We start from the raw sequence: 26,371 nt of genomic DNA on the forward strand, positions 1-26,371 counted from the left end.
AGATCGAAAAGACCCTCATGCACATCAAGGAACAGGGCATGACGACCATTCTGGTGGAACAAAACGCGGTTCGCGCGCTGGAACTGGCAGACCGGGCCGTGATCCTCGACACCGGTGGTATCGTCTTTGACGGTCTCGCCTCGGATGTTTTGGCGGACGAAGGCCTGCGGGCCGAATACCTCGCCATCTAAGGCTGACATTTCAAAATCCTTCGTAAGGCGCGCCAATCGGCGCGCCTTACCTCCGTTTCCTACATCACAATCGGAGAAACCGATGAGCGATAAGACCTATCCCCCCAGTGCAGAATTTTCGGCCAACGCCCACGCAGACGCCGCGACGTATGAGGCGATGTACACCGCCTCCGTCACCGACCCGGACGCCTTTTGGGGCGAGCACGGCAAGCGGATCGATTGGATCAAGCCCTACACCAAGGTGAAAAACACCCGCTACGATTTTGGCGACGTGGACATCAAATGGTATGAGGACGGCACTCTCAACGTTTCGGCCAATTGTATCGACCGCCATGCCACAGCGACCCCCGACAAAACGGCCATCATCTTTGAACCCGATGAACCAACAGAGCCCGCGCGCCACATCTCCTACCGGGAGCTGTTGGAGCAAACCTCGCGGATGGCCAACGTGCTCAAGGGTTTGGGTGTTGGCAAAGGCGACCGCGTCGTTCTGTACCTGCCCATGATCCCCGAGGCGGCCTATGCGATGCTGGCCTGCGCGCGAATTGGTGCGGTGCATTCCATCGTCTTCGCGGGTTTTTCGCCTGATGCCTTGGGCGCACGGATCAACGGCTGTAACGCCAAGGTCGTGATCACCGCTGACGAAGCCCCCCGGGGCGGGCGCAAAACGCCGCTCAAGACCAACACGGACAAAGCATTGCTGCATGGCAATGACGGCGTGAAATGCTTGGTCGTCAAGCGCACAGGCGGCCAGACCACATGGGTCGATGGCCGTGATTTCGACTACAACGCGCTGGCCGCTGAGGCTTCGACCTATTGTACCCCCGCCGAGATGAACGCCGAAGACCCCCTGTTCATTCTGTATACCTCCGGTTCAACCGGTCAGCCCAAAGGCGTGGTGCACTCCTCCGGCGGGTACCTCGTGTTTGCGGCAATGACGCATCAATACACGTTCGATTACCATGAGAACGACGTCTTTTGGTGCACGGCGGATGTGGGCTGGGTCACAGGCCACAGCTACATCGTCTATGGCCCCCTCGCGAATGGTGCCACGACGCTTATGTTCGAAGGCGTGCCAACCTATCCGGATGCGGGCCGGTTCTGGGCCGTGTGCGAAAAGCACAAGGTGAACCAGTTCTACACAGCCCCCACCGCGCTGCGCGCATTGATGGGGCAGGGAAATGAATGGGTTGTAAAATACGATCTGTCCTCGCTGAAACTGCTCGGAACAGTGGGTGAGCCGATCAACCCCGAAGCTTGGAATTGGTACAACGACGTTGTGGGCGGCGGGCGTTGCCCGATTGTCGACACGTGGTGGCAGACCGAAACCGGCGGGCACCTGTTGACGCCCTTGCCCGGTGCCACCGCGACCAAACCCGGCTCGGCCACACGGCCCTTCTTTGGGGTGCAGCCCGTGGTGCTAGAACCCACAACCGGCGAAGAAATCACCGACACAGCCGCCGAAGGGGTCTTGTGCCTGCGCGACAGTTGGCCGGGCCAAATGCGGACCGTTTGGGGCGATCATGATCGCTTCATGAAAACCTATTTCTCGGACTACAAAGGCTACTACTTTACCGGTGACGGCTGCCGCCGTGATGCGGATGGATACTACTGGATCACGGGCCGCGTAGATGACGTGATCAACGTGTCCGGTCACCGCATGGGCACCGCCGAGGTTGAAAGCGCGCTGGTTGCCCACGAAACAGTGGCTGAGGCCGCAGTGGTCGGCTATCTGCATGACGTCAAAGGGCAGGGCATCTATGCCTATGTCACGCTGATGGCGGGGGTTGAGGCCACCGAAGAGCTGCGCAAAGAGCTGGAAAAATGGGTCCGGACCGAAATCGGACCGATTGCCAAGCCAGACCTGATCCAGTGGGCGCCAGGCCTGCCCAAGACACGTTCAGGCAAGATCATGCGCCGCATTCTGCGCAAGATCGCCGAAGACGATTTCGGCGCCTTGGGGGATACCTCAACACTGGCTGATCCCTCCGTTGTGGACGATCTGATCGCAAACCGGATGAACGGCGCGGCCGCCGAATAGGTTTGATCCAAAAGAAAGCCCCGCCAATCGCGGGGCTTTCTTGCACTATACGGGACGACAGCGCGGCTAAGGTCCGGCCGCATCGCCAGAACGTTTCAGCGCGACAGTGGCGCTGGGTCCAAGCCCTCCACGCCAGATCGCCTGACGCGCCAGTGAATATTTGACACAACCAAAACATAGCCGTTAGCCTTTCGGCATTAACGATTGCTTATGTTTTGGAGTTTTGTGATGAGAATTTTTGCCTTTGTCGTTCCCTTTGCTTTGCTGGGATGCGACGTCGCCCAAGAGGTTGCCTCCACTGCCGTGCAACTGACCACCCCCGCTGAGTTTGCGCCATTGCTGGGCAAGCGGTTGGAATTGAACCCGTCCGATTTTCTTACGCTTAATGCGGATGGCAGTTTGATTGGCGAATTCAGTGGTGCCGATACGCGCGGCACTTGGTCTATCAAGGACGGATTTTTCTGCCGGGTACTGACGGCAGGGCCGCGTGGCCCATCCCCCGAGGATTGTCAGATCTTTGTCCAAGATGGAGATCTACTGAACATTACCCGCGACAAGGGACGCGGATCATCGTTTGTCTACGAGATCGTATAAATGCGTGGAAAACGGCCTCAATGAGGGCCGTTTTTTATCATTAATGCCGTGCCAAAGCGGCTAGGGAAACAGTTGTTCGGTCCTGTAATCAGACCGTTCCCGTACCCTAATTTAGGCTTGCAGCGCGCGCAGACGTTTGATGAGGCTTGAGGTGTCCCACCGTCCGCCGCCCATGTTTTGGACGTCTTTGTAATACTGATCGATCATTGCAGTCCCGGGCAGAGGCGCGCCGATGTTGTTCGCCTCGTCCAGACATATCCCAAGGTCTTTGCGCATCCAATCGACCGCGAACCCGAAATCATAAGTGTCATCAAGCATGGTTGCATGACGGTTGAGCATTTGCCAACTGCCTGCGGCGCCGCCCTTGATGACATCAACCACCGCGCGCCCGTCTAGGCCGGATTTTTCCGCAAAAAGCATCGCCTCTGACAGGCCCTGAAGCAGGCCTGCGATCGCGATTTGATTGACCATCTTGGTCAGCTGACCCGCGCCCGTTTCGCCCATGCGCGCGCAGGCACCGGCGTATGCGTCAATAATCGGGGCTGCTTGGTCGTAGGCGCTTTGGTCGCCCCCACACATCACGCTGAGCACGCCGTTTTCTGCGCCAGCCTGCCCACCTGATACAGGCGCGTCGATGAAGCTGATGCCGTTGTCTTTGGCCGCCGCATAAAGCGTACGCGTGATATCGGCCGAAACCGTGGTGTGGTCGACAAACACAGTGCCCGCAGTCATGGACCCCAACGCCCCATCGTCCCCAAGGCACACGCTGCGCAGGTCATCATCGTTGCCCACACAGCACATCACAAAATCTGCGCCCTTTGCGGCTTCGGCTGGTGTTGTGGCCATTTCGCCGCCGTGCTCGGTCACCCAAGCCTCTGCCTTGGCGGCGGTGCGGTTATAGACGGTGACGGTGTGCCCGGCTTTTACCAAATGACCGGCCATCGGATACCCCATGACCCCCAAGCCCAGAAATGTGACGTTCGCCATGGTGTGCTCCCTTTGCAAATAGCGTTCTCAACCGTTACGTAACGGGATGAGCGTGGCCGTCAACGGGGACAAGTATGGGCGAGGTGTTTCGGTGGACGGTGCGTGGCATTGGGGTTGTGTTCGCGCTGGCGGCTTTGGGGCTGTTGTTGGGCTACTTGCTCGCGGCACGGTCCCTGCCAGACTACGACAAGCGGCTGCGTGTTGCGGGGCTTGAGGCGCGGGTCGAAATCGTACGCAACACCCATAATGTGCCGCATATCTTGGGCGAAACCTCTGCGGCCAGCTACTTTGGCCTTGGCTATGTGCATGCGCAGGACCGGCTGTGGCAAATGATGTTGATGCGGCGCACAGCGCAGGGCCGCCTGTCGGAATTGTTTGGTGCCGAAACGCTGCGCACGGATGAGCTTCTGCGCCGGTTGGACCTGTACGGTGCGGCCAGTCGCGCAATTCCCGCCCAAGACCCCGAAACGATGGCCATGCTGGAGGCCTATGCCGCAGGCGTGAACGCGCGCATCCAACAAGTCAACGATGAGGCCTTGGGCCGTGGCGCGCCAGAATACTTTCTGTTCCCGCCACAGATCGCTCCGTGGCGGCCGATCGATAGCCTTGCGGTGCTCAAGATCATGGCCCTGCAATTGGCCGGCCACATGGAGGAAGAAATCGCACGCGCGCGGGCGGGCCTCGTGCTGCCAGCAGAGCGGTTGGTGGACCTGCACCCGGATGCGCCGGGGGGCGGGCGCGCCGTCCTGCCCGAGATCAGCGCGCTGTTCCCCACGCTTGAGCCGACGCAAGTCGCCCGCGCGGATCGGCCCGCATTGTGGCCCGCACCTTCGCGCAACATGGCGGGGGCTTCCAACGTCTGGGCCGCGACGCCCGCCCGCGCGGCCAAAGGCGGCACGCTGCTGGCCAATGACCCGCACCTTGGGCTCAGCGCGCCCTCCATCTGGTACCTCGCGCGGCTTGAACTTGCGACTGGCGGCGTGATCGGTGGCACCGTGCCGGGGATGCCGCTGGTGCTGGTCGGGCGCTCAGACCAAATCGGCTGGGGCCTGACCTCGGCTTATCTAGATGACCAAGACGTGTTCATCGAACGCCTAAATCCCGACAACCCGTTCCAATACCGCACCCCCGACGGTTGGAAAGATTTTGAGGTCCGAGAGAGTATCATTCAGGTCAAGGATGCGGACCCCGTGACCATCACCCTGCGCTGGACGGACAATGGCCCGGTGCTGACACGCGGCCAGTTCGATCTGGGCAGTGTGACCCCGCAGGGGCACGTGGCGGCGCTGGGTTGGACCGCACTTCACGACGCAGATACCTCGATGCGTGGCGCGCGCGAAATCATGGCCGCCAGCACAATTGATGAGGCACTTGAAGCCGGCCGATACCACGTGGCGCCTGCGCAAAACCTGACGGTCGTGGATGGCCGCCGCGTGGCGATGCAGATCATCGGCCACCAACCCCAGCGCGACATCAACCACCAAAGCCAAGGGCGCATCCCCGCCCCGGGGTGGGAGCCGCGCAACCGCTGGCAAGGCACCATGCCCTACGCGATGAACCCCCGCTTTGTGGACCCCGCAGGTGGCATCGTCGGCAACACCAACAACAAAACCGTGGATCAGCCCTTTCCCCGCCACATCAGCCATTGGTGGGGCGACACACAGCGTGTCCAACGCTGGGAACGGTTGATGCAAGCGCGCGTGGCCCACACCCGCGAAAGCTTTATCGAAGCGCAGCTTGATCCGGTCAGCATCTCGGCCCGGGCCCTTCTGCCGCTGATCGCGCGGGACCTTTGGTTCACCGGCGAAGCTGCCGCCCCCGACACCCCCGAACGCACGCGCCACGATGCCTTGACGCTCTTGGCGGCATGGAACGGTGAGATGTCCGAACACCTGCCCGAGCCGCTGATTTATGCCGCTTGGGTGCGCCACCTTCAGGATCGTTTGATCCGCGATGAACTGGGGCCCTTGGCTGATGATTATACCCATGTTGAGCCTCTGTTCATCGAGCGGGTTTACCGCAACGCGGAGGGGGCGGCAGCGTGGTGCGACGTGATCCAATCCACCCCGCTTGAAACCTGCGCAGACATGGCCCGAATATCGCTGGATGAGGCGCTGATCTGGCTGACGGAACGCTACGGTCGCACGCCCGCCAGTTGGCGCTGGGGCGATGCCCACGAAGCCCGCCACGACCACCCCGTCTTGGGGGAGGTGCCGGGCCTGTCGCTGGTGGTGAACATCCGCCAATCTACCTCGGGCGGGGATAATACGCTCATGCGCGGGCTGACCTCGGGTGTGGATCCTGACCCGTTCGCGAACGTCCATGCCGGGGCCTATCGCGGGGTGTATGATTTCTCTGATCCCGAAAGCTCAGTTTTCATCATTTCAACAGGGCAAAGCGGGCATCCGCTGTCGCGCCACTACGATGATCTGGGTGAGTTGTGGCGTCGCGGCGAATACATCCCGATGACGCTAGACCCCGCCTTGGCGCGGGCGGGTGCGGTGGGTGTCACGGTGCTTGAGCCTGCGCGCTAGGCTGCGCAGGGCATTAGCGGCGGTCGGGGCCGTGGCCACAAGATATGGCCCTCACCATCGGTATCTCGTGGTTAACAAATCAATAACGTGATATAAATATCGTTAATTATAAGTAAGTTAGCATAACCCATTGTTGCGAGCGCGCAACAATGGGTCATATGTGCAGACCTAAATTCCGACACGTGGCCGAACCCTAGCCGCGGTTCAAAATCCGTGCGACCTCAGGGGCGAAATAGGTCAGGACCCCATCACATCCCGCGCGGCGAAACGCCATCAGGCTTTCCAACATTACTTTCTCGCCGTCTATCCATCCGTTGGCAGCGGCGGCCTTGATCATCGCGTACTCGCCCGACACCTGATAGGCGTAGGTCGGCGCGCCAAAAGTGTCTTTGGCCTCGCGGCAGATGTCCAGATATGGCAGGCCGGGTTTGACCATGACCATGTCTGCCCCTTCGCTCAGATCCCGCTCGATCAACCGCATCGCCTCACGTCGGTTGAGGGGGTCCATCTGATAGGTTTTCTTATCGCCCGTCAGCGCGCCAGAGGCGCCGACCGCATCGCGGAACGGGCCATAAAACGCAGAGGCATATTTCGCCGCATACGACATGATCGTCACGTTCTTGTGGCCATTGGTTTCAAGCGCGCGGCGCAGGGCACCAATGCGGCCGTCCATCATGTCCGAGGGGCCAAGGATATCCGCGCCTGCTTCCGCCTGCGCCAGCCCCATTTTGACCAAGGCCTCAACGCTTTCGTCGTTGATGACCTCACCGTTGACCACGATCCCGTCGTGGCCATAGGCGTTGTAAGGGTCCAGTGCGACGTCCGTCATGATCGCAATCTCGGGCACCGCAGCCTTGATCGCGCGGGTGGCGCGGTTGGACAGGTTGTCGGGGTTCCATGCCTCTTCGCAGCCGGGGGTTTTTAGCACGGGGTCAGTGTAGGGAAACAGACAGATCGCAGGAATACCAAGGTCCGCAGCCTGTCGCGCGGCCTCAACCAATAGGTCCACGGACAAACGCTCAACCCCCGGCATCGAGGCCACAGGCTGGCGCGTGTTTTCACCGTCGCAGACAAAAATGGGCCAGATCAGATCATCCACCGAAAGCCGATCCTCCCGCACCAGTGCCCGTAGGGCAGGAGTTGCACGGGTCCGGCGCAGTCGCGTGCCGGGAAAGGGGCTCTGGGTCGGGCGCATCGCGTCCTCCTGGAATGATGTGTCAGGTTTGAGTGACACAAAATCCCTATGGGCTGCAAGGCCCGCGAATGTCCTATCGGGTTGCAAATTTGCCCTCCGCGCGCCAAAGAAAAGCCATTCCCCACCCGCAGAAGGCACGCAGTGGATTTTTTCTGGCTCAATACGGCCTTCGAGGTCATCGATATGCGCTCGTTCTCGAACCTTTGGTTCTGGATCGCGCTGGCGGTGTTGTGGTCAACGGCGGCGCACTGGGTCATCGGCGTGCCATTCGACATGGTGCAACGCGCCAACCGCGGCCAAGACGCCGCCCTGCGCGACGTAGAAACGCTGGCCAATATGCATGCGCGCCGCTTGATCCACATCTTTGATGTGTCCGGTATCTGGGCCACTGGGTTCATCTTTTTCGCACTGGCAGCCCTAGCCTCGCTGGGGTTTGTCTACGGGCTTGAGTTCGCGCAGGCGGTGTTCTTGCTGGGCTTTCCAATGTCGATTGTTTGGGCGTTATCGCTGCATTCGGCTCGGGCTATTCCCGGGATGGAGGTGGGCGCATTGCTGGAACATTTGCGCTGGCATCGGGTCAAAGTGCAGATGGTCGGGGTCGTGTCGATCTTTGCCACGTCCATGTGGGGCATGTACGTAAACATGAGCGCGAACGTGCTGGGCGGTTGACAGCGGCGCTTATCCCGTTACCTCCCACGGCCATGGCTTCTTCCAATCACATCACCGCCTCTGGCGCTCCCGAAGGCTTTGACGCGAGCGTTTTGCTGCGCGAGCTGGAAAACGGCATGGTTCTGCACCTTGCCCGTGACGACAAACGGATGGAGGCAATGGCCGCCGCCCTGCGCTTTTTCGCGCCCAAGGTGCCTGTGTTGCGCCTTCCGGGGTGGGATTGTCTGCCCTATGACCGCGTTTCGCCCAACCCCGAGATCAGCGCCGAGCGGATGGCGACACTGACGCTGCTCGCGCATGGGTTCTCGGAAAAGGTGATCGTGCTGTCCACGCTGAACGCTGCAACCCAGCGGGTACCTGCGCGTGAGGTTTTGCGCGGCGCGGGTTTTGCCGCGCGTCTGAACCAGCGGTTGGACGAAAAGGCCCTGCGCGATTATCTGGTGCGCAATGGTTTTTCGCAAACCTCAACCGTGATGGAACCGGGGGATTACGCGTTCCGGGGCGGCATCATCGACATTTGGCCCGCGGGTGAGCCTGCGCCGGTTCGGCTGGACCTGTTTGGTGATACGCTCGACGGATTACGCCGGTTTGACCCCCAAAGCCAGCGCACGACCGAACAGCTAAAGGGAATTGAACTGGCACCAGTGTCCGAGGTCATTCTTGATGGCCCCGCGATCACGCGTTTTCGGCAGACTTACCGGATTGAGTTCGGGGCTGCAGGCACAGATGACCCGCTGTATGAGGCGGTCAGTGCGGGCCGTAAACATGCCGGGATCGAACACTGGTTGCCGTTCTTCCACGAAACACTGGAAACGCTGTTCGACTACATGCCTACGGCTTCGGTTGTGGTGGATCCCGACGCCGACGCCCTGCGCGCGGACCGTTGGACCAGCCTGACTGACATGTACGACAACCGCCATGAGGCGATGACCGCGAAGGGCCGTGTGGACACGGTCTATAAACCCTGTCCCCCGGATTTGTTGTATCTGGATGATGCAGCATGGGGGGCCGCTCTGGCACCCCGCCGCGTCGTGAACATGAGCACATTTTCCCAGCCCACTGGGCCGGGTGTGATTGACCTTGGTGGGCGTCAGGGGCGCAATTTTGCGCCCGAACGTCAGCAAGCAGAGCTGAGCCTGTTTACCGCGCTCAAGTCGCACGTGCAGGCCGTTCGCGCCGACAAAGCCGTGGTGATCGCCAGTTACTCCGGCGGCGCGCGGGAGCGTTTGCAGGGCCTATTGCTTGATGAGGAATTGACGGACGTCAAGCTGATCAAGAACCGATCAGAGGTGGGCAAAGGCGAAGTTGGCCTGACGATTTGGCCGCTTGATGAGGGGTTTGAGGCCTCGGACATCGTTGTGATTTCCGAACAAGACGTCTTGGGCGAGCGTTTGGTGCGCGGCCCCAAGAAAAAGCGTCGGGCTGAGAATTATCTGACTGAGGCGCAAAGCCTATCGGCACAAGATTTGGTGGTACACGTCGATCATGGCGTCGGTCGATATCTAGGTCTAGAAACCGTCACTGCGGCGGGTGCGCCTCATGAATGCCTAACGCTTGAGTATGCAGGCGGGGATCGCCTGTTCCTGCCGGTTGAGAATATCGAACTTTTGAGCCGTTATGGCCAATCGGAAGGGATGCTCGACAAGCTGGGCGGTGGCGCATGGCAGGCGCGCAAAGCCAAGCTGAAGGAACGCATCCGTCAGGTGGCCGAACGGCTGATGCGGATTGCGGCGGAACGCGCGCTGCGCCGTGCGCCTGCATTGATCGCGCCGCATGACATGTACGAAACCTTTGCCGCGCGTTTTCCCTACACCGAAACCGACGATCAGATGTCGGCCATTGATGACGTCGTGTCCGACCTAGGTTCGGGCCGTCCGATGGACCGGTTGGTTGTGGGCGACGTGGGCTTTGGCAAGACCGAGGTCGCGATGCGCGCAGCCTTTGTGGCGGCCTCTGCGGGCAAACAGGTGGCCGTGATTGCGCCCACAACGTTGCTTGCGCGCCAACACGCCGCAAGCTTTGTTGAGCGGTTCCGCGGGACCGCCCTGACAGTGAAGCAGCTGTCGCGCTTTGTGACCAACAAAGAGGCCGCCGCAACGCGCGCAGGCATCGCGGATGGGTCCGTGGATATTGCCATTGGCACCCATGCGCTGCTGGCCAAAACCGTCAAGTTTCAAGATCTTGGCCTTTTGGTTATCGACGAAGAACAGCATTTTGGGGTGACCCACAAAGAACGGCTCAAAGAGATGCGTTCGGACGTGCATGTCCTGACGCTATCGGCCACGCCGATCCCGCGCACGCTGCAAATGTCGCTGTCTGGCGTGCGGGACCTGAGCGTGATTGGCACGCCGCCGGTCGACCGGCTTGCGATCCGTACCTATGTCAGCGCGTTTGACACCGTCACCCTGCGCGAGGCGCTGTTGCGGGAACACTATCGCGGGGGGCAGAGTTTCGTGGTTGTGCCGCGCATCTCGGACTTGTCCGAGATGGAGGAATTCCTGCGCAATCAAGTGCCTGAGGTGACCTATGCGCTGGCCCACGGGCAGTTGGCGGCGGGTGATCTGGATGACCGGATGAACGCGTTCTACGACGGTAAATATGATGTGCTTTTGGCCACGACGATTGTGGAATCGGGCATCGATATCCCCACGGCCAACACGATGATCATCCACCGTGCTGATATGTTTGGCCTTAGCCAGCTGTATCAAATTCGGGGTCGGGTGGGGCGGTCCAAGACGCGGGCCTATGCCTATTTGACGACCAAGCCGCGCACGAAGCTGACGCCCACGGCGCAAAAGCGGCTGAAGGTTCTGGGCTCGCTTGATGCGCTGGGTGCGGGTTTTAACATTGCCTCGCAGGATTTGGATATCCGCGGCTCGGGCAACATCATCGGTGAGGAACAATCCGGCCACATGCGTGAGGTCGGCCATGAATTGTACCAATCCATGCTAGAGGAAACGATCGCCAAGTTGAAAGCCGGTGAGGCGGGCTTGGTCGAGACGGATGACCAGTGGGCGCCGCAGATCAACCTTGGGGTGCCCGTGCTGATCCCCGAGGATTACGTGCCCGATCTGGACGTGCGGCTGGGTCTGTATCGCAGGCTCTCGACGCTGGCGAGCAAGGTCGAGCTAGAGGGCTTTGCAGCTGAGTTGATTGACCGGTTCGGCCCCCTCCCGCGGGAGGTCACGTTGTTGACGCGGATCGTGCGGATCAAAGCGATGTGCAAGAAGGCCGGGATTGCCAAGCTGAACGTCGGGGCCAAGGGGGCCACGATTGAGTTTTATAACAACAAATACGCTAATCCCGCCGGGTTGGTGGCGTTTGTTCACGGGCAGAACGGCCGCGCCAAGATCAAGGACACCAAGATCGTCGTCCAACAGGATTGGCCATCTGAGGGCGACCGCGTGAAGGGGGCCTTTGCCTTGGCCAAGGACTTGGCTTTGAATGCGCGGGCCTCTGCGGCTTAGCGCCCCGTGCGCGGGAGCGAGGCTAGAACGCTCTTGAGCTTGACACCTGCACGGGCGGCCCATCCGCTGCGGATGCTGCCGCCTTGTGCCAGCCGCATCACCGAGATCTCGGGTGGGCAGGCGAGCCCGGTTTCGGCGTCGTAATAGCGCGGATAAGCGATCAGCGTGGCGTGTACGAATTGCAACAAGGTCGGGCGAGCTGTGCGGCGCGCGGGAATGCTGCCCAAATCACGGGTTAGGCCCCAGCCTGCGTAAAACGGCGCGCCAAGGGTCGTGACGGGCACGCCGCGCAACAGGGCCTCAAACCCGAGGGTTGAGGTCATGGTCCACACTTCATCGGCGATTTTTAACAGCGCGAGGGGGTCTGCCTCGCTTGCGATGAAATCGGCTTCATGCGCGGGGATTTGGCCGTTGCGCAGACCGGTTTCCACGTCGGGGTGGGGTTTGTAGATGATCCAGGCATCCGGGTTTTCGCGCCGCGCGTAGGCCAACAGGGCGGCGTTGTCCGCAACGCGGTCCGTGCCTGTCAGGATGGACGCATCATCCGCCACTTGACCCGGCACAAGGATCACCTGCGCGTCTTTGGGCGGGGTGGGGGCCGCCGCGCGCCCAGTGAGGTTATATTTCGTCACCCCCAGCTTTAGCAGGTTCTCTACCAAGCGTTTGGCGCGGACCTGATCGGCCGCGCTTAGGCTGGCGGATTGGGCGATCAAACCTTCAAGGTCCGAGGGGGTGCGGGGGTCGTAATAGATGCCCGCGTGATCCAGCACGAGGCTAAGCGGCGGCGTCATTGCGGCCCCCAATCCGCGAGAGCGTAAAAAGCCGTCCTCTACCTGGATCAACGGCTGATTATGTGCGGCACAGGTGGCGCGCAGCTCTGGTGTGATTGCGCGGCTCCAGACCAGCACAGGGCGGTCGGGGGCGTGCAGGTTTTCGGTAAATGTCATCCGTGTGGGGCGACCAAACATTTCTTGGAAGGCGGCGCGTTTCCAAAACCGCATGCCGGTCCCGATATACCCCTGCCTGTCTTCGCGCCACGCGCGGGCCTGCGCATCAAGGATTTCGAGGATATCTTCCAGCTCACACAAGGTGTCGGTGAAGGGGCTGTACCACTTGGGATAGATGATCATCGCGCCCGCAAACAGTTGCGCCTTGGTGAGGGTGCGGCGGCGACGGTCAATCGGGTTGCGGTCCGCCGTCAGGCCCCAGCCCGCATAGAACGGCTGGCCAAACACTTGTGGCTTGTGGCCCGCAAGGATCGCCTCAAAGCCCATGTGGCTGGACACCGTATAAACCGCAATTGCCCCGTCCAGCAGGGCCCAAGGTGAGAGGGCGCGATCCTCTAGGGTGATGTTACGGTTTGTGTCGGCGTCGGTGAAATGGCCCGCGCCTACGTGCCCCTTGGGGTGGGATTTGATGATGATCCGGGTGTGGGGGTGTTCGGTCTGGGCAAAGACCAACATCTCTCGGAACGTGGCGGCAGAGGCGTTGCCGAGTGTTACAGATGGGTCATCGCGGGGTTGGTCGATGACCAGCACATAGCCGGGTTTTGGCGGCTCAAGCGCGGGGTCCACGGCCGCGAACTTGGTGATATGCGCCCGGCGCATCCGGTCCATTGCGTTGGCGGCGCGGGCCAGCAGCGGGCCATCGTCGAATGGGTGTCGCGCCAGCAGGTTTTCGAGGTCAGTCGGGCGGCGCGCATCATAGTGGCTGCCGCGATGATCGACGCACAGGCCTATGTTTGGCTCGCCGTGATCGGTGGGATGCAGGCCGCACAAAAAGCCATCGTCTACGCGAGTGATCGGGAGGGTGTCGCGTTTGGCCGCCGCTTCTGCCCGGTGGTTGGGCGCGCCGTGCCCGTAGGCCGCGACCGTGTCGCCGCCCCGCGTGATTGGCCCAAAGGCCAGATTTATCCCGGCCAACTGCATGATCCGGCGCATCCGGCGGTCGGTCGCAAAGCAGGTGTTATAGAAACGCGCCCGAAGGTGACCCTCGGACGCGGTGGAAGGGGGAATGGACGGTCGCGATCCCAAGGTGGGCTTAGCCGCCTTCGACAAGCTGGCTGACCGCGCCGACATTGCCAAGCGAGCCTGTGAGGGAGGAGATTGTCTTGCTCCATGTCACGAACGGCGCTTCGGTCACATAGACGGTGTCGCCATCCCGCACGACGAAATCGCGGGCGATGAACACGCCGTTAGGCTCTGTCAGGTCCAGCACATAGGCAAAGCGCTGGGTACCGATCAGATCATCACGGTCCAGGACCTGACGGGCGATGAACTCTGGCTCATTGCGGAATACGAACACGCCGGTAGGGTCGGCCAGACTGCTGTTCAACCCGCCGACCTGTGCGATGGCTTCAATCGCCGAGAGCGTTTGGCTTTCGAAGGCGAGGCGGCTTTGGGCGCCGGTTGCGCCAAGGGCGGTGAAGGAACGGCTGTCTTCTTCCACCAGAATGCGGTCATCGTTGCGCAGGGCAATGTCGAGCCGGGGCTGTTTATACAGATCCAGCAGCCAGACTTTTTCTGTCGCATTGCCGCGCACCAGTGTGACTTGCGCGATTTCGGGCACCGCGCTGACGCCGCCGGCAGTGGCCAGCATCGAGGTCAGCATCCGGTTGGAGCGTTCGATGGGATACACGCCCTGTGCGCCGACGTTGCCCAGCACGCTAACGGTGGCCCCATCGCCCGCAAGGCGGCGTACAACGACTTGGGGGTCGGGGGTTTGGGCATCAAGCCGTTCGGTGATGATTTCGCGCAGGCGATTGGGGGAATTACCCGCCGCGCGGATGCGTCCGGCGTAGGGCACAAAGATAAAGCCCGCGCCGTCCACTTGGACCTCATTGATAACGGAGGCGTTTTGGCCCGCACTTGCGAGCAACCCGTCCTCAACGTTTTCGTAGATTGTGAGGCCCAGCGTGTCGCCGGGGCGGATGGTGTCCGCGCCAACGGGGGCCGCATTGATCAGCTCATCCGAAAAGCCCAACGCAGGCACGATGCCCGTTGCCCGCGTGACGCGGTCATTGACGGATACGATAAATGCGTCGCCCTGTTCGAGGACTGAACCTGAAAAGATTTGGCGTTTGCTTGGCCCACCGCGTGGCAACCCGCAGGCCGCCACAAGAGACGCAATCAACACCAGGACGATAATCTTCGCCCCCCGGGGTGCCGTGGTAATCAAAAGAATGGGCTCCTAGCTGCCGAAGTGCCTCAGTGTTTATATTTTGGAAAAGAGTACCCCGAGTGGAGGTGAAATTCTAGTTTTTCATGGGCGTTTGCCCTTGGGATAGACGAAATTTCGCCGAGTGTGGCATTTATTTCACAAGGATTTGGGGCAGGCGCGCGCGTTTGGTCGGGGTGCAATGTGCCCGCAGCCTTGTCTTGGCAGGTGGTTAGGGCTACCTCGCGGTGAGCAACAGGAGGCCTTTATGTTCACAGGTATCATCACCGATGTAGGAATGATCCGCACGCTAGAGCGGCGCGGCGATCTGCGGGCGCGGATTGGCACAGCCTATGACCCCGAGGGCATTGACCTTGGGGCGTCGATTGCCTGTGACGGTTGCTGCCTGACGGTGGTGGATCGGGGCCGCGATACGCAGGGCGCTTGGTTTGATGTGGATATTTCGGCGGAAAGTGTTTCCAAGACCGCGATTTCTGATTGGGCCGAAGGGCGCGGCGTGAACCTTGAACGAGCGCTAAAGGTTGGTGACGAGTTGGGCGGGCACATCGTGTCGGGCCATGTGGATGGTGTCGCGCACATCACCGCGATGCACGATGAGGGTGACAGCACCCGCTACACCTTTGAGGTGCCCGAAGCGCTTGCGCGGTTCATTGCGCCCAAAGGGTCCGTCGCTTTGGATGGGACCTCGCTGACCGTGAATGAGGTCGGGCGCACGCATTTTGGGGTGAACCTGATCCCGCACACCAAAACCGTGACCACTTGGGGCGCGGCAAAGGTGGGTGACAAGGTCAACCTTGAGATCGACACGCTCGCCCGTTACGTCGCCCGTCTGCAAGACTGGGCGTAGCCGCGCACGTCCCTTTGGCGGAGGCGTCGCCGCTCACTTTTCCCAACAGCCGTCGCGGCACGGCTGGTCACGCGGGCGCGGGCAGGCTATGTGCCTGCGCAACGATATCAGGAGAGACCCATGTCAGATCCACTGCCCTTTGAGGCACCCGGCCCCGTTGAAGCCGCCAATTCCGACGTGATTTCCCCCATTGAGGAGATCATTGAGGACGCGCGCAATGGTCGTATGTTCATCCTTGTGGACCACGAGGACCGTGAAAACGAAGGCGATCTGGTGATCCCTGCGCAGATGGCGACGCCGGATGCGATCAACTTTATGGCCACCCATGGGCGCGGCCTGATTTGCCTGACGCTGCCCACCGAGCGGATTGACGCGCTGGGCCTGCCGTTGATGGCGACGCAGAACTCTAGCCGTCATGAAACCGCGTTTACCGTGTCGATTGAGGCGCGTGAGGGTGTGACGACCGGCATTTCCGCCCATGACAGGGCCCGCACGGTGGCTGTTGCGATCGACGCGGGCAAGACTGCGGCGGACATTGCGACGCCGGGCCACGTCTTTCCCCTGCGCGCGCGCGACGGTGGTGTGTTGGTCCGTGCGGGCCACACGGAGGCCGCGACGGATATCTCGCGGCTGGCGGGGCTGAACCCCTCTGGCGTGATTTGTGAGATCATGAAAGAGGACGGCTCTATGGCCCGTCTGCCCGATCTGATTTCCTTCGCGCAGCGCCATGGTCTCAAGATCGGGACGATCAGTGATTTGATCTCGTATCGGCGGCGGCACGACAATCTGGTGAACCAAACGGCGTCGCGTCCGGTGACATCGGCCCATGGTGGCGATTGGCTTTTGCGGATATTTACCGACGAAACTGAGGGCGCAGAGCACGTTGTCTTGACAAAAGGCGACATTTCCACGCCCGAGCCTGTTTTGGTGCGGATGCACGCGCTCAACCCCGTTGAGGACGTTTTGGGCATCGGTGAAAGCGATCTTTCGCGCGCCATGGACGTGATTGCGGATGCAGATCGCGGCGTTGTTGTGTTGTTGCGCGATACGGCGATGAAGCTGGATACCGAGGGCAAAGCCTCGCCGCAGAAGTTGCGGCAATACGGGTTGGGCGCGCAGATCCTTGCCGCACTTGGGATCTCGCAGATGATCCTTGTGACCAACTCGGGCGCGCCCAAGGTCGTCGGCCTTGAGGCCTATGGCTTGGCCATAACCGGCACCCACCCCATTCCGCAGGAGTAGATCATGGCCAGCGCTGAGCAGCATTATTCCCCACCCCGTCCAACCTTTGACGCGCCTGTTAAGGTTTTGGTCGTGGTTGCGCCGTATTACAAAGACATCGCTGACAACCTGTTGGCGGGCGCGACTGCGGAACTAGAAGCCGCAGGCGCAAGCTATGAGGTGGTTGAGGTGCCCGGCGCGCTAGAGGTTCCAACAGCGATTGGTATTGCCCATCGGCAGTCGAATTTCGACGGCTATGTCGGCTTGGGCTGTGTCATTCGGGGTGAGACCACGCATTACGACACGGTCTGCAATGACAGCTCGCGCGGGATCACGATGCTGGGCCTTTCGGGGGCGTGTATCGGCAACGGTATCCTCACCGTCGAGAACCGTAAGCAGGCTGAGGTCCGCGCAGATCCTCAGGATCAAAATAAAGGTGGCGGTGCGGCTGCAGCGGCGTTGCATTTGGTTGCGCTGACACGGAAATTCGCTAAACCGCCCTCTGGTGTGGGCTTCAAGCCTGCAGGCACCGTCTTGATGGCGGAAACGACCAAAGGGCCAACAACTGCATGACGACTTCTTCAGATACCCGGGCGCTGAAAAAGCAGATGAAATCTGCCGCGCGCCTTTTTGCCGTTCAGGCGCTATTCCAAATGGAAGCCGCAGGGCAGACCGTGGACAAGGTCCGCGTGGAATTTGAAGATCACCGGTTTGGTGCAGATTACGACATCGGTGAGATGGCCGATGGCGATTTGGACACCTTCCGCGATCTGTTGGAGGGCGCGGTGGAGCGTCAGGCGAAGATCGACCAAATGACCGACCGTGCATTGGTGGCCAAGTGGCCGATTGATCGTATTGATCCCACACTGCGGGCATTGTTCCGGGCTGCGGGTGCGGAATTGATCGGGGCAAAAACTCCGCCCAAGGTCGTGATTGTTGAATTCGTCGACGTCGCGCGCGCGTTTTTCCCCGAGGGCAAAGAGCCTAAGTTCGTGAACGCGGTGCTCGATCACATGGCTCGCGAAGCCCGTCCTGAGGCGTTTGCCTAAGCGATCAGCCGTATTTTTGGCTGAAACGGGTTGTTTTGACGAAAATCACGCACAGTTAACCAATCATGGGGCGTTTGCGTGTATCATCACGGCGACGCCCCCAGAACGGAGACTGCGCATGCCAAACCATATTCGATTTCTTCTAAAACACGCGGCCATCGGGGCTGTGGCGGGTGTGGCATTTGTCGGTCTGCTGCTGGCGTTTGATGTCGTGGGTTTGCGGCATCTGGTACTGAACACCAGCGAAGGGTTTATCGCGCTTACGGTGATGACGATGTTGTTCGTCATTACGTTCGGCTCGGTGCAGATGGGCCGCGCGATCATGTCGCTTGGCCGCGATGATCGCACGGGGGGTGGGCGGCCTCAGGCCGAACTGCTTATCCCGATCCCTGTGGAGAAGGCACAGCATCGGGTGCATCCTCGGCGTCGGTGACGTCTTCACCGGTTTCGTGCCGTAAAAGCGCGGTTTCGAGGTCTTTGTTTAGATCACGCGCCCGCGCGACATAGGCGTCGTTCTCTGCCAGCGGTAGGTCCGGGTTCCACAGCTTTGCCAATTCTAGCAGCGCGTGGCGGTCGTGCTTAAAGAACGCTTGTTCGGCTTCGTTCGCCTCATATTCCGTGTAGCCCATGTTTTCCAACACGTAGCGACCCGCACGGAGGGAGCTGTCGAACATTTCGCGGACGATGTCATCGGCACCCGCACGGTAGAGGGCATAGGTGTGCACGCGGTCATAGGCGCGGGCGACGATGTGCAAATCGGGGCGTTCGCGGCGGGCATATTCCACCAGTTTGATCGCCTCTTTGGGGTCATCCATCGCGACGACCAAAACCTTTGCCTGCTCAAATCCGGCGGCGTGCAGCAGTTCGGGGCGCGTGGGGTCCCCAAAGAAGCCTTTGACCCCAAAGCGGCGCATCAGTTGTATGGTCGCCAGATCATTGTCCAACACGACCGTGCGCACCTGTGCCATCTGCATCATGCGGTTCACAACCTGACCAAAGCGCCCGATGCCCGCGATGATCACGGGTTGTTTTTCATCAATATCGTCGTGGGGCGTGATGGGAGTGGGGTCCACGAGGCTTTTGGAGACTTGTTCGTAGACGATGAACAGGACGGGCGTGAGCAGCATGGAAAATGCGATAACAAGCAGGAGGGCTTGGCCCAGTTCCGCTGGCACCGCGTTTTGTTGGACCGAAAAAGAAGTGAGCACAAAGCCGAATTCCCCAGCTTGGGCCAGTGATAGGGCGAACAGCAGCCGGTCTTTGCGCGGCAGGCGCGCGGCCATGGCCAAGGCGTAAAGGATCAGTCCCTTTACCGCGATCAGCCCGAATGTAAGCCCAATGATCATCAGAGGCGCAGACATAAACACGCCAAAGTTGATGCCCGCACCAACTGTGATGAAGAACAGACCCAGCAGGAGGCCCTTGAATGGTTCAATGTCGGCTTCTAACTCGTGGCGGAATTCGGAGTTTGCCAGCACAACCCCCGCAAGGAACGTGCCCAGCGCAGGTGATAACCCCACCGTTAGCATCAGAGCCGCGACCCCGACGACGAACAGCAGTGAGACCGCCGTGTACATTTCACGCAACTTGGCCATGTGGATGAACCGAAAAATTGGCCGCGTCAGGTAGTGCCCACCCAGTACGACCGCCACCACAGCCCCGATCGTCACGAGCGTGACACCCCATGCGGGCAAGCTGTCGATCAGGTGCATCACGGGGCCTTCGTCACCGTGGCCTCCGCCGTGATCGCCACCGGCGGCGTTGTGCAATCCCGGCAACGCGAGCAGCGGAATGAAGGCCAGCATTGGGATGACCGCAATGTCTTGCGCCAACAAAACCGTAAAGCCGGAGCGGCCCCCAGTTGTGCGCATTAACCCTTTTTCTGAGAATGTTTGCAGGACGATAGCGGTTGAAGACAGGGCAAATATCATCCCGATCGAGAGGGCCACGCTCCATTCCAGATCAAGCGCCATGGCCGCGGCTGTGACGACCCCCATGGTGACTGATATCTGTAGCCCGCCAAGGCCTGCAAGGCGCGCGCGCATCCCCCACAGGGCGCGCGGATCAAGCTCTAGCCCGATCAGAAACAGCATCATCACGACCCCGAATTCTGCGATGTGTTGCAGGTCTTGGGTTTCGGCGCCGACAATGCCCAGAACGGGGCCAATGATGATCCCGGCCAGAAGATAGCCAAGCACGGACCCCAGACCAAACCGGACGCAAATTGGCACCGCGATCACGGCCGCAAGCAGGTAGATAACGGCGTCCGCAAGTATGCCCTGCATGAAAAATCCTCAGTCGTTCTTGGCCCTTGGGCAGAAAAGAATGCGGTCACTTTTGGGATGACGCACATCCATTTTCAGGCTAGTCCGCTTCGCCCTTCGCCGTCCAGCGCCATGTTGCAGGTGCAGCACGGTTAGCCGGTATAGAGCGTGGCGTAGCTGTCGCGCAGGACGCGGCGTTGGATTTTGCCCGTCGCGGTCATTGGTAGAGCGTCTAGGACGATGACCCGACGCGGGGCGAGGTGCGGTGATAGACGGGATTTCACGTGGGCAATGAGGGTGGCTTCGACGTTTTTGGCATCGTTCGGGCAGGTGACGAACGCGGTCACGGCCTCCGTGCGGGCCGGGTCGGGAAGGCCAACCACGGCGGCCATCGTGACATCGGGGTGTGCGGATAAACAAGTTTCAATCTCAGACGGGCCAATGCGATAGCCAGATGAGGTGATCACGTCGTCATCGCGCGCGGCAAAGGTCACGTACCCATCGTCATCCATGATGCCGAGATCACCGGTGTACAGCCATCCATCGCGAACCTTTTGGGCGGTCTTCTCTGGCAGGTTCCAGTAGTGCAGGAACTGGCACGGATTTGGGGTGCGGACGCAAATCTCACCTACTGAGCCGCTTGGCACCGCCCCCTCTGGTCCTCGGATCGAGACGTCAAACCCTGGCACAGCCCGCCCCATGGAGCCGGGTTTTTGCGGCATCGTTCCTGCACAAGAGGCGAGCACGAGGTTGCATTCAGTCTGGCCGTAAAATTCATTGATCGCGACGCCTAATTCGCGTTTCGACCATTCCAGCAAGTCGGGGCCAAGGGCTTCGCCGCCGGAGCCGATGGTGCGAATGTTTAGGCCTGTTGGGCGCGGGGCTGTGCGCATCAGCTTTAGGGCAGTGGGCGGCAAGAATAGGTTGCGAATGCCTTCGTCCGCGATCAGGGACCACGCGCGTTCGGCGTCAAACTTTGCCATTCGCAACGCGACCAGCGGCACGCCGTGATATAGGCAGGGCAGGGCCATATCCATTAACCCGCCGATCCAGGCCCAATCGGCGGGTGTCCACCCCTTGTCGCCCGGTTGCGGAAACCCTTCGTGGTGACATTCCACACTGGGCATATGGCCGATCAAAAAACGGTGCGCGTGCAGCACGCCCTTGGGGGCGCCGGTCGTGCCAGAGGTATAGATCATCACGGCGGGGTCTTCGGCAGAGGTCTGGACGGGGCGGGTGATGGGCGCGTGTTCAAGGGCGTCATTAAGGAACAGTGCGCCAGATGCAGGTGCGGTTGTGACGATGGTGTGCAGCGCAGGCAGGTCGAGCCCCGCGAGTTTTTCAAGCTCTGCGGGGTGAGTGATCAGGGCCGCAGCCCCACTGTCACGCAATCGATAGGCTAGCGCATCAGGGCCAAATAAAGTGAACAAAGGCAATGAGATACCGCCCAGTTTGTGCGCGGCGAAATGCGCGATCAGGGTCGCTGCACATTGTGGTAGCAAGATGCCTAGCCGGTCACCGCGTTCAAACCCGCGGGCGCGAAGAGCCCCCGCCAGTCGGTCAGAGGCATCTTTGAGTGCGCGGTAGCTCCATTCGACACGGCCCTGTGGGGTGTGTTCGATCAGCGCGATTTGATCGGGTACCAACGCGGCCCAACGATCACAGCAGGCATCCGCGATGTTAAACGTGTCAGGCACGGACCATGCGAATTCTTTGCGCATCGCGTCCCACGATTGCAGGGTTGGGATGGTGCGAGGGTTTGCACGTTTGACCTCAGCCAAGAATAGGCCCTCGCACGTTTGGGTTGCGTTGCATTCCGTTTCCTCCCCTTTGACGCATGTTAACCTCTTGCAGGCTTTGCAACCTGCACATAGAGTTTCGCAATGAGCAACGTAGCCCCCCTGATCGACCCGTTCCAGCGCCCGATTTCGTATCTGCGCGTCTCTGTCACTGATCGCTGTGATTTTCGGTGCGTGTATTGCATGTCCGAACACATGACGTTCCTGCCGAAAAAGGAGCTTTTGACGCTCGAAGAGTTGGACCGCATGTGTTCGACGTTTATCGGGCTGGGCGTTGAAAAGCTGCGGATCACGGGCGGTGAGCCGTTGGTGCGCAAAGGGATCATGACGTTTTTCAACCAGATGTCGCGGCATCTGGAGGCGGGTACGCTCAAGGAACTGACGCTGACAACGAACGGCAGCCAGTTGCAGAAATATGCGGGCGATCTGTATGCGGCAGGGGTGCGGCGCATTAACGTGTCGCTGGACACGCTGGACGATGAGAAGTTCGCCAAGGTCACGCGCTGGGGGCGGTTGTCTCAGGTGCTGAACGGGATTGACGCCGCGCAAAAGGCGGGGCTGCGGGTCAAGATTAACGCTGTTGCCCTGAAGGGGTTCAATGAGGACGAGCTGAACACAATCGTGGATTGGTGTGCGGAGCGGGACATGGACCTGACCTTTATTGAGGTCATGCCGATGGGGGATCTGGGCAACGAGGACCGGTTGGATCAATATTGGTCTTTGAAGGATTTGCGCGGGCGGCTCGCGGAGCGGTTCACGCTGAGCGATTTGGCAGAGCGTTCGGGTGGGCCTGCGCGCTATGTGCGGTTGGAGGAGACCCAGCAAAAGATCGGCTTTATCACGCCGCTGACCCACAATTTTTGCGAAAGCTGTAACCGCGTGCGCCTAACCTGCACGGGTGAATTGTATATGTGCCTCGGGCAAGAGGATATGGCCGACCTGCGCGCGCCGCTGCGTGCTGATCCGGACAGCAATGCGCCCCTAGAGGCCGCCATTCGCGCCGCGATTGAGCGTAAACCTAAGGGCCATGATTTCGACTATTCCCGGCAGAAAGCGGACGGGCAAATGACCCGCCACATGAGCCATACGGGCGGCTAGCTTTCCATCGATTTGCGGATACGTGCGACCATCATCCACACAAGTATGACCACGGGTACGACCGCCAAGCCGAACACCCATTCCTTGCTCAGCCCAAAGGGTGAGGCGACTGGGTACAGCATGTAACCCACTAGGTTGAGAGCGTAATAGCTGATCGCGACGACTGACAGACCCTCAACCGTCTTTTGCAGGCGCAGTTGAAGGGCGGCGCGTTCATCCATGCTTTCGAGCAGCTTTTGGTTTTGCTCAGAGCGTTCGACGTTCACACGTGTGCCCAACAAATCGCCAGCGCGGCGGGCCCGTTCGGCCATAGTCTCCATCCGCCGTTCGACTGACACACAGGTGCGCATTGCGGGGTCAAACCGGCGCATCATGAATTCGGCAAACGTCTGGCGTCCGCCATAGCGTTCTTCGCGTAGGACCGCGATGCGTTGGTTGACCAGCGCCTCATAGGCGCCGCGCGCCCCAAAGCGAAACGCAGAGCGGGCGAGCATGGTTTCCAGCTCTGATGCGATTTCCAGCAGCCCATCCAGCGTGTCGACGGATTGCGCATCTGGGTTGCGCATGTCCTCAACCAGTTTGGAGAGGGTCTGATCCATGTCGCCAAGTTGTGCGCCCAAGCGGCGGGCCTTGGGCAGGCACAGCATGGCCATGGATTTGTAGGTCTCAATCTCACACAGGCGTTGGATGACCCGGCCGATCCGGCGCATCCCGGTGTCCGGACTGACAAAGGCTGCCATCCGCATGTGCCCGCTGGCGTCGATACGAAAATCGGTTGCGATAACTGCGCTTTCGTCCAGCACGCTGGACGCCGCGAGGCTTTCGGGCACAAACCACGCATCGAACTGTTTGCTGATGTCGGCTTCGGCGGCGGGGCGTTCTTCGACCCGGATCAAGCAGGATGTGATGCGCGCGCCCGGCGCGTTTTCGAGCCAATCCTCAGGGAAGACGTTGAAGCCGTTGGCGTCAAAGGCCGGGCCCTCGGGGATGTCTCCGAAAACGGTGTAGGTCACGAACTCTGTGTGGCTTTCCCACTTGAGGTGGTAGCGGCCGATCTGCCCAAAAAAGTGTGTATCCTCTGGCGCGGGGTGGGATGTTCCGTAGCGGTCCAGCAGATCCAACAGGTGCGCGCGGTCTGCGGCGCGGTCCCGGTTGGCCGCATCTTTGGGCTGTTTGATGGCGAGGTATGCCGCCTGACAGGGGGTGCGCAGGGATGGAAACGGCCGTGCGTGCAGTTCATTGGCCAGGGCGTAGCGACTTGGGTGGTCTTGGAGCGGAGACATATAGGAAGAGCTTTCGTGCTGTTGCCTTGGAGGTAGTGCAAAAAAGTGAGGCCGCAAAGGCATTTATGGGAATACATTGGTATGCTCTGGTGCAGCAATTGTAAGTTTGTTGCTCACAAGCCACGGCAGCACATGAAAAAGTGTCGCAGTGGAATGGGCGGATTCACCCATGCGTGAGGTGCATGACAAATTGGTATACATATGTATTCAATGCATGACCCGGCCCTAAGGCCTTAAAATAATATGATTTCGCTCAACTCGGTTGCGCTAACGCCTTGTGGCATTGGCGACATTTCGCGTGAAAACATCGAGTTGGCCAAAGTGCCGTAGCGTCCATTTCGCATCTGGCAAGCCGTTGAACTGGCTGCCTGTGTGGTGTTAAGGCCCGTTTACCAATCCAGAGATGCGTGACGTGCGCGCTTTGTAATGAGGGGACGGAAACGTGAAAATCGGGGCACCGAAAGAGATATTTGAGGGCGAGTCGCGCGTTGCGATCACGCCCGACAGCGCCAAAGCCTTGCAAAAGCTTGGCTATGATGTGGTCATTGAGAGCAAGGCAGGCGAAGCGGCCGGGTTCTCTGATGCGGCGTATAAGGCAGCCGACGTAGAGGTGGTCAAAACCGCCGCGGCGCTGTTTAAAGCAGCCGATGTGGTGGCCAAGGTCCGCCCCCCAAGCGACGCGGAAGCCAAGCGCCTGACAAAGGGCCAAACGCTCATCTCGTTCTTCTATCCGGCGGCCAACGAGGCGCTGATGGAATTGGCGAAAAGCAAGGGCGCCAACGTGATCGCGATGGACATGGTTCCGCGGATTTCACGCGCGCAGAAAATGGACGCTCTGTCGTCCATGGCCAACATCGCCGGCTACCGTGCCGTGATCGAGGCTGGCAACAACTTTGGCCGGTTCTTCACCGGTCAGGTGACCGCAGCCGGTAAAGTCCCCCCCGCCAAGGTTTTGGTTGTGGGCGCGGGTGTTGCGGGTCTGGCAGCGATCGGGACATCGACCAGCTTGGGTGCGATCACCTATGCGTTCGACGTACGCCCCGAAGTGGCCGAGCAAATCGAATCCATGGGGGCCGAGTTCGTCTTTCTTGAATTCGAAGACAGTGAACTGCCCGATGGTGCTGAGACAGGTGGCTACGCGCCGCCCTCAAGCCCCGAGTTCCAAGCCAAGCAGCTTGAAAAGTTCCGTGAGATCGCGCCAGACATGGACATCGTGATCACCACCGCGCTGATCCCGAACCGCGCCGCGCCCATCCTTTGGACCAAAGATATGGTCGAGATGATGAAGCCCGGTTCCGTCATCGTGGACCTTGCGGCTGAAAAGGGCGGCAACTGTGAGCTGACCAAGATGGATGAGCGCGTTGTCACCGACAACGGCGTGATCATCATCGGCTACACCGACTTCCCGTCGCGGATGGCCACACAGGCCTCTACTTTGTACGGCAACAACATCCGTCACATGATGACCGATCTGACCCCTGAGAAGGACGGTCAAGTCGTACACAACATGGAAGACGATGTGATCCGTGGCGCGACCGTCACGTTCGAAGGCGACATTACCTTCCCACCGCCGCCGCCCAAAGTGGCCGCAATCGCGGTGCAAAAGAAAGAAAAGCCCAAGGAGCTGACCCCCGAGGAACGCCGCGCACAAGAAATGGCGGACTTCCAAGCGCAGACCAAACAACAGGTGACCTTGTTGGCGGTCGGTGGGGCCTTGGTTCTGGGTGTCGGTCTGATCGCACCTGCGAGCTTCATGCAGCACTTTATCGTGTTCATTTTGTCCGTGTTCATCGGCTTCCAGGTGATCTGGAACGTTGCACACAGCCTGCACACACCGCTGATGGCGGTGACCAACGCGATCTCGTCGATCGTGATCTTGGGGGCTTTGATCCAGATCGGATCGAGCAGCGTGCTGATTACAATACTCGCCGCGTTGGGGGTCTTTATGGCCTCGA

At 60.2% G+C, this 26,371-nt stretch carries 19 protein-coding genes and 1 pseudogene; 13 read left to right on the forward strand and 7 right to left on the reverse strand.

The annotated features are described in order from the left end of the window. The 3 genes and pseudogenes from AC4GMC_RS08670 to AC4GMC_RS08680 form a co-directional block, all read left to right on the forward strand. Positions 1-191 (forward strand): annotated as a pseudogene (locus tag AC4GMC_RS08670) (ABC transporter ATP-binding protein); the annotation flags it as partial. 82 nt (positions 192-273) lie between these two features. Further along, the gene (gene acs / locus AC4GMC_RS08675; RefSeq protein ID WP_487878481.1) at positions 274-2,232 is read left to right on the forward strand and encodes an acetate--CoA ligase; all 1,959 of its coding nucleotides are present in this window, start codon (positions 274-276) and stop codon (positions 2,230-2,232) included. A 228-nt stretch (positions 2,233-2,460) separates the two neighbouring features. After that, positions 2,461-2,826: a hypothetical protein gene (locus tag AC4GMC_RS08680; protein WP_487878482.1), complete on the forward strand. Its 366-nt coding sequence runs from the start codon at positions 2,461-2,463 to the stop codon at positions 2,824-2,826. Between the two features lie 111 nt (positions 2,827-2,937). Here AC4GMC_RS08680 and AC4GMC_RS08685 read toward each other — a convergent pair whose 3' ends face one another. Beyond that, the gene (locus AC4GMC_RS08685; RefSeq protein WP_487878483.1) at positions 2,938-3,813 is read right to left on the reverse strand and encodes an NAD(P)-dependent oxidoreductase; all 876 of its coding nucleotides are present in this window, start codon (positions 3,811-3,813) and stop codon (positions 2,938-2,940) included. A 74-nt stretch (positions 3,814-3,887) separates the two neighbouring features. Between AC4GMC_RS08685 and AC4GMC_RS08690 the strand changes: the two genes are divergently transcribed. Beyond that, positions 3,888-6,347, forward strand: coding sequence for a penicillin acylase family protein (locus AC4GMC_RS08690; RefSeq protein WP_487880373.1), 2,460 nt, complete (start codon positions 3,888-3,890; stop codon positions 6,345-6,347). 193 nt (positions 6,348-6,540) lie between these two features. Here AC4GMC_RS08690 and hemB read toward each other — a convergent pair whose 3' ends face one another. Beyond that, positions 6,541-7,542: a porphobilinogen synthase gene (gene hemB / locus AC4GMC_RS08695; protein WP_487878976.1), complete on the reverse strand. Its 1,002-nt coding sequence runs from the start codon at positions 7,540-7,542 to the stop codon at positions 6,541-6,543. 141 nt (positions 7,543-7,683) lie between these two features. Here hemB and AC4GMC_RS08700 point away from each other — a divergent pair, with 141 nt between their 5' ends. Both AC4GMC_RS08700 and mfd read left to right on the forward strand, forming a co-directional pair. Then, positions 7,684-8,211 carry a component of SufBCD complex gene (locus AC4GMC_RS08700; RefSeq protein WP_487877409.1) on the forward strand — a complete coding sequence of 176 codons (528 nt, stop codon included), beginning with the start codon at positions 7,684-7,686 and terminating at the stop codon, positions 8,209-8,211. 32 nt (positions 8,212-8,243) lie between these two features. Then, complete coding sequence (gene mfd, locus AC4GMC_RS08705; protein ID WP_487877404.1) at positions 8,244-11,678, forward strand: transcription-repair coupling factor; 3,435 nt, start codon at positions 8,244-8,246, stop codon at positions 11,676-11,678. Here mfd and AC4GMC_RS08710 read toward each other — a convergent pair. After that, positions 11,675-13,756 (reverse strand): capsule polysaccharide biogenesis protein, encoded by a 2,082-nt coding sequence (locus tag AC4GMC_RS08710; RefSeq protein ID WP_487877405.1) that lies wholly within the window; start codon positions 13,754-13,756, stop codon positions 11,675-11,677. The genes mfd and AC4GMC_RS08710 overlap by 4 nt on opposite strands. After that, positions 13,719-14,855 (reverse strand): polysaccharide biosynthesis/export family protein, encoded by a 1,137-nt coding sequence (locus AC4GMC_RS08715; RefSeq protein WP_487877406.1) that lies wholly within the window; start codon positions 14,853-14,855, stop codon positions 13,719-13,721. The genes AC4GMC_RS08710 and AC4GMC_RS08715 overlap by 38 nt, the downstream gene beginning before the upstream one ends. Before the next feature lie 247 nt (positions 14,856-15,102). Between AC4GMC_RS08715 and AC4GMC_RS08720 the strand changes: the two genes are divergently transcribed. From AC4GMC_RS08720 to AC4GMC_RS08740, 5 genes are all read left to right on the forward strand, one after another. Next, entirely contained in the window at positions 15,103-15,702 is a 600-nt protein-coding gene (locus AC4GMC_RS08720; RefSeq protein WP_487877407.1) for a riboflavin synthase, read from the forward strand. 120 nt (positions 15,703-15,822) lie between these two features. Next, entirely contained in the window at positions 15,823-16,944 is a 1,122-nt protein-coding gene (ribB, locus tag AC4GMC_RS08725; RefSeq protein ID WP_052068238.1) for a 3,4-dihydroxy-2-butanone-4-phosphate synthase, read from the forward strand. A gap of 3 nt (positions 16,945-16,947) precedes the next feature. Next, positions 16,948-17,496, forward strand: coding sequence for a 6,7-dimethyl-8-ribityllumazine synthase (locus AC4GMC_RS08730; RefSeq protein ID WP_487877408.1), 549 nt, complete (start codon positions 16,948-16,950; stop codon positions 17,494-17,496). Beyond that, positions 17,493-17,972 (forward strand): transcription antitermination factor NusB, encoded by a 480-nt coding sequence (gene nusB / locus AC4GMC_RS08735; RefSeq protein WP_487879354.1) that lies wholly within the window; start codon positions 17,493-17,495, stop codon positions 17,970-17,972. Before AC4GMC_RS08730 ends, nusB begins: the two co-directional genes overlap by 4 nt. Positions 17,973-18,090: 118 nt before the next feature. After that, positions 18,091-18,405, forward strand: a complete 315-nt coding sequence (locus tag AC4GMC_RS08740; RefSeq protein ID WP_487878343.1) for a hypothetical protein — start codon at positions 18,091-18,093, stop codon at positions 18,403-18,405. Here the strand turns inward: AC4GMC_RS08740 and AC4GMC_RS08745 are convergent. Further along, complete coding sequence (locus tag AC4GMC_RS08745; protein WP_487878344.1) at positions 18,350-20,257, reverse strand: monovalent cation:proton antiporter-2 (CPA2) family protein; 1,908 nt, start codon at positions 20,255-20,257, stop codon at positions 18,350-18,352. The genes AC4GMC_RS08740 and AC4GMC_RS08745 overlap by 56 nt on opposite strands. Positions 20,258-20,388: 131 nt before the next feature. Next, a complete protein-coding gene (locus AC4GMC_RS08750) occupies positions 20,389-21,957 on the reverse strand; it encodes an AMP-binding protein (protein WP_487878345.1) in 1,569 nt (522 codons plus the stop codon). A gap of 162 nt (positions 21,958-22,119) precedes the next feature. On the opposite strand from AC4GMC_RS08750, the gene moaA reads away from it, so the two are divergent. Continuing rightward, positions 22,120-23,133 carry a GTP 3',8-cyclase MoaA gene (gene moaA / locus AC4GMC_RS08755; protein WP_038004966.1) on the forward strand — a complete coding sequence of 338 codons (1,014 nt, stop codon included), beginning with the start codon at positions 22,120-22,122 and terminating at the stop codon, positions 23,131-23,133. Here the strand turns inward: moaA and AC4GMC_RS08760 are convergent. Next, positions 23,130-24,416 carry a DUF3422 family protein gene (locus AC4GMC_RS08760; protein ID WP_487879410.1) on the reverse strand — a complete coding sequence of 429 codons (1,287 nt, stop codon included), beginning with the start codon at positions 24,414-24,416 and terminating at the stop codon, positions 23,130-23,132. The two genes, moaA and AC4GMC_RS08760, sit on opposite strands and share 4 nt — an antisense overlap. A 442-nt stretch (positions 24,417-24,858) precedes the next feature. Here AC4GMC_RS08760 and AC4GMC_RS08765 point away from each other — a divergent pair. Then, on the forward strand, positions 24,859-26,371 hold a 1,513-nt coding region (locus tag AC4GMC_RS08765; protein ID WP_488054680.1), incomplete at its 3' end, for a Re/Si-specific NAD(P)(+) transhydrogenase subunit alpha.

Source organism: Thalassobacter sp. (assembly GCF_982993085.1).

Bases quoted from the DNA above. Each gene is read 5' to 3' on its own strand.
- acs (WP_487878481.1), top strand. From the start codon at position 274: ATGAGCGATAAGACCTATCCCCCCAGTGCAGAATTTTCGGCCAACGCC.
- AC4GMC_RS08680 (WP_487878482.1), top strand. From the start codon at position 2,461: ATGAGAATTTTTGCCTTTGTCGTTCCCTTTGCTTTGCTGGGATGCGAC.
- AC4GMC_RS08685 (WP_487878483.1), bottom strand. From the start codon at position 3,813: ATGGCGAACGTCACATTTCTGGGCTTGGGGGTCATGGGGTATCCGATG.
- AC4GMC_RS08690 (WP_487880373.1), top strand. From the start codon at position 3,888: ATGGGCGAGGTGTTTCGGTGGACGGTGCGTGGCATTGGGGTTGTGTTC.
- hemB (WP_487878976.1), bottom strand. From the start codon at position 7,542: ATGCGCCCGACCCAGAGCCCCTTTCCCGGCACGCGACTGCGCCGGACC.
- mfd (WP_487877404.1), top strand. From the start codon at position 8,244: ATGGCTTCTTCCAATCACATCACCGCCTCTGGCGCTCCCGAAGGCTTT.
- AC4GMC_RS08710 (WP_487877405.1), bottom strand. From the start codon at position 13,756: ATGTCGGCGCGGTCAGCCAGCTTGTCGAAGGCGGCTAAGCCCACCTTG.
- AC4GMC_RS08720 (WP_487877407.1), top strand. From the start codon at position 15,103: ATGTTCACAGGTATCATCACCGATGTAGGAATGATCCGCACGCTAGAG.
- ribB (WP_052068238.1), top strand. From the start codon at position 15,823: ATGTCAGATCCACTGCCCTTTGAGGCACCCGGCCCCGTTGAAGCCGCC.
- AC4GMC_RS08730 (WP_487877408.1), top strand. From the start codon at position 16,948: ATGGCCAGCGCTGAGCAGCATTATTCCCCACCCCGTCCAACCTTTGAC.
- nusB (WP_487879354.1), top strand. From the start codon at position 17,493: ATGACGACTTCTTCAGATACCCGGGCGCTGAAAAAGCAGATGAAATCT.
- AC4GMC_RS08740 (WP_487878343.1), top strand. From the start codon at position 18,091: ATGCCAAACCATATTCGATTTCTTCTAAAACACGCGGCCATCGGGGCT.
- AC4GMC_RS08745 (WP_487878344.1), bottom strand. From the start codon at position 20,257: ATGCAGGGCATACTTGCGGACGCCGTTATCTACCTGCTTGCGGCCGTG.
- AC4GMC_RS08750 (WP_487878345.1), bottom strand. From the start codon at position 21,957: ATGCGCAAAGAATTCGCATGGTCCGTGCCTGACACGTTTAACATCGCG.
- moaA (WP_038004966.1), top strand. From the start codon at position 22,120: ATGAGCAACGTAGCCCCCCTGATCGACCCGTTCCAGCGCCCGATTTCG.
- AC4GMC_RS08760 (WP_487879410.1), bottom strand. From the start codon at position 24,416: ATGTCTCCGCTCCAAGACCACCCAAGTCGCTACGCCCTGGCCAATGAA.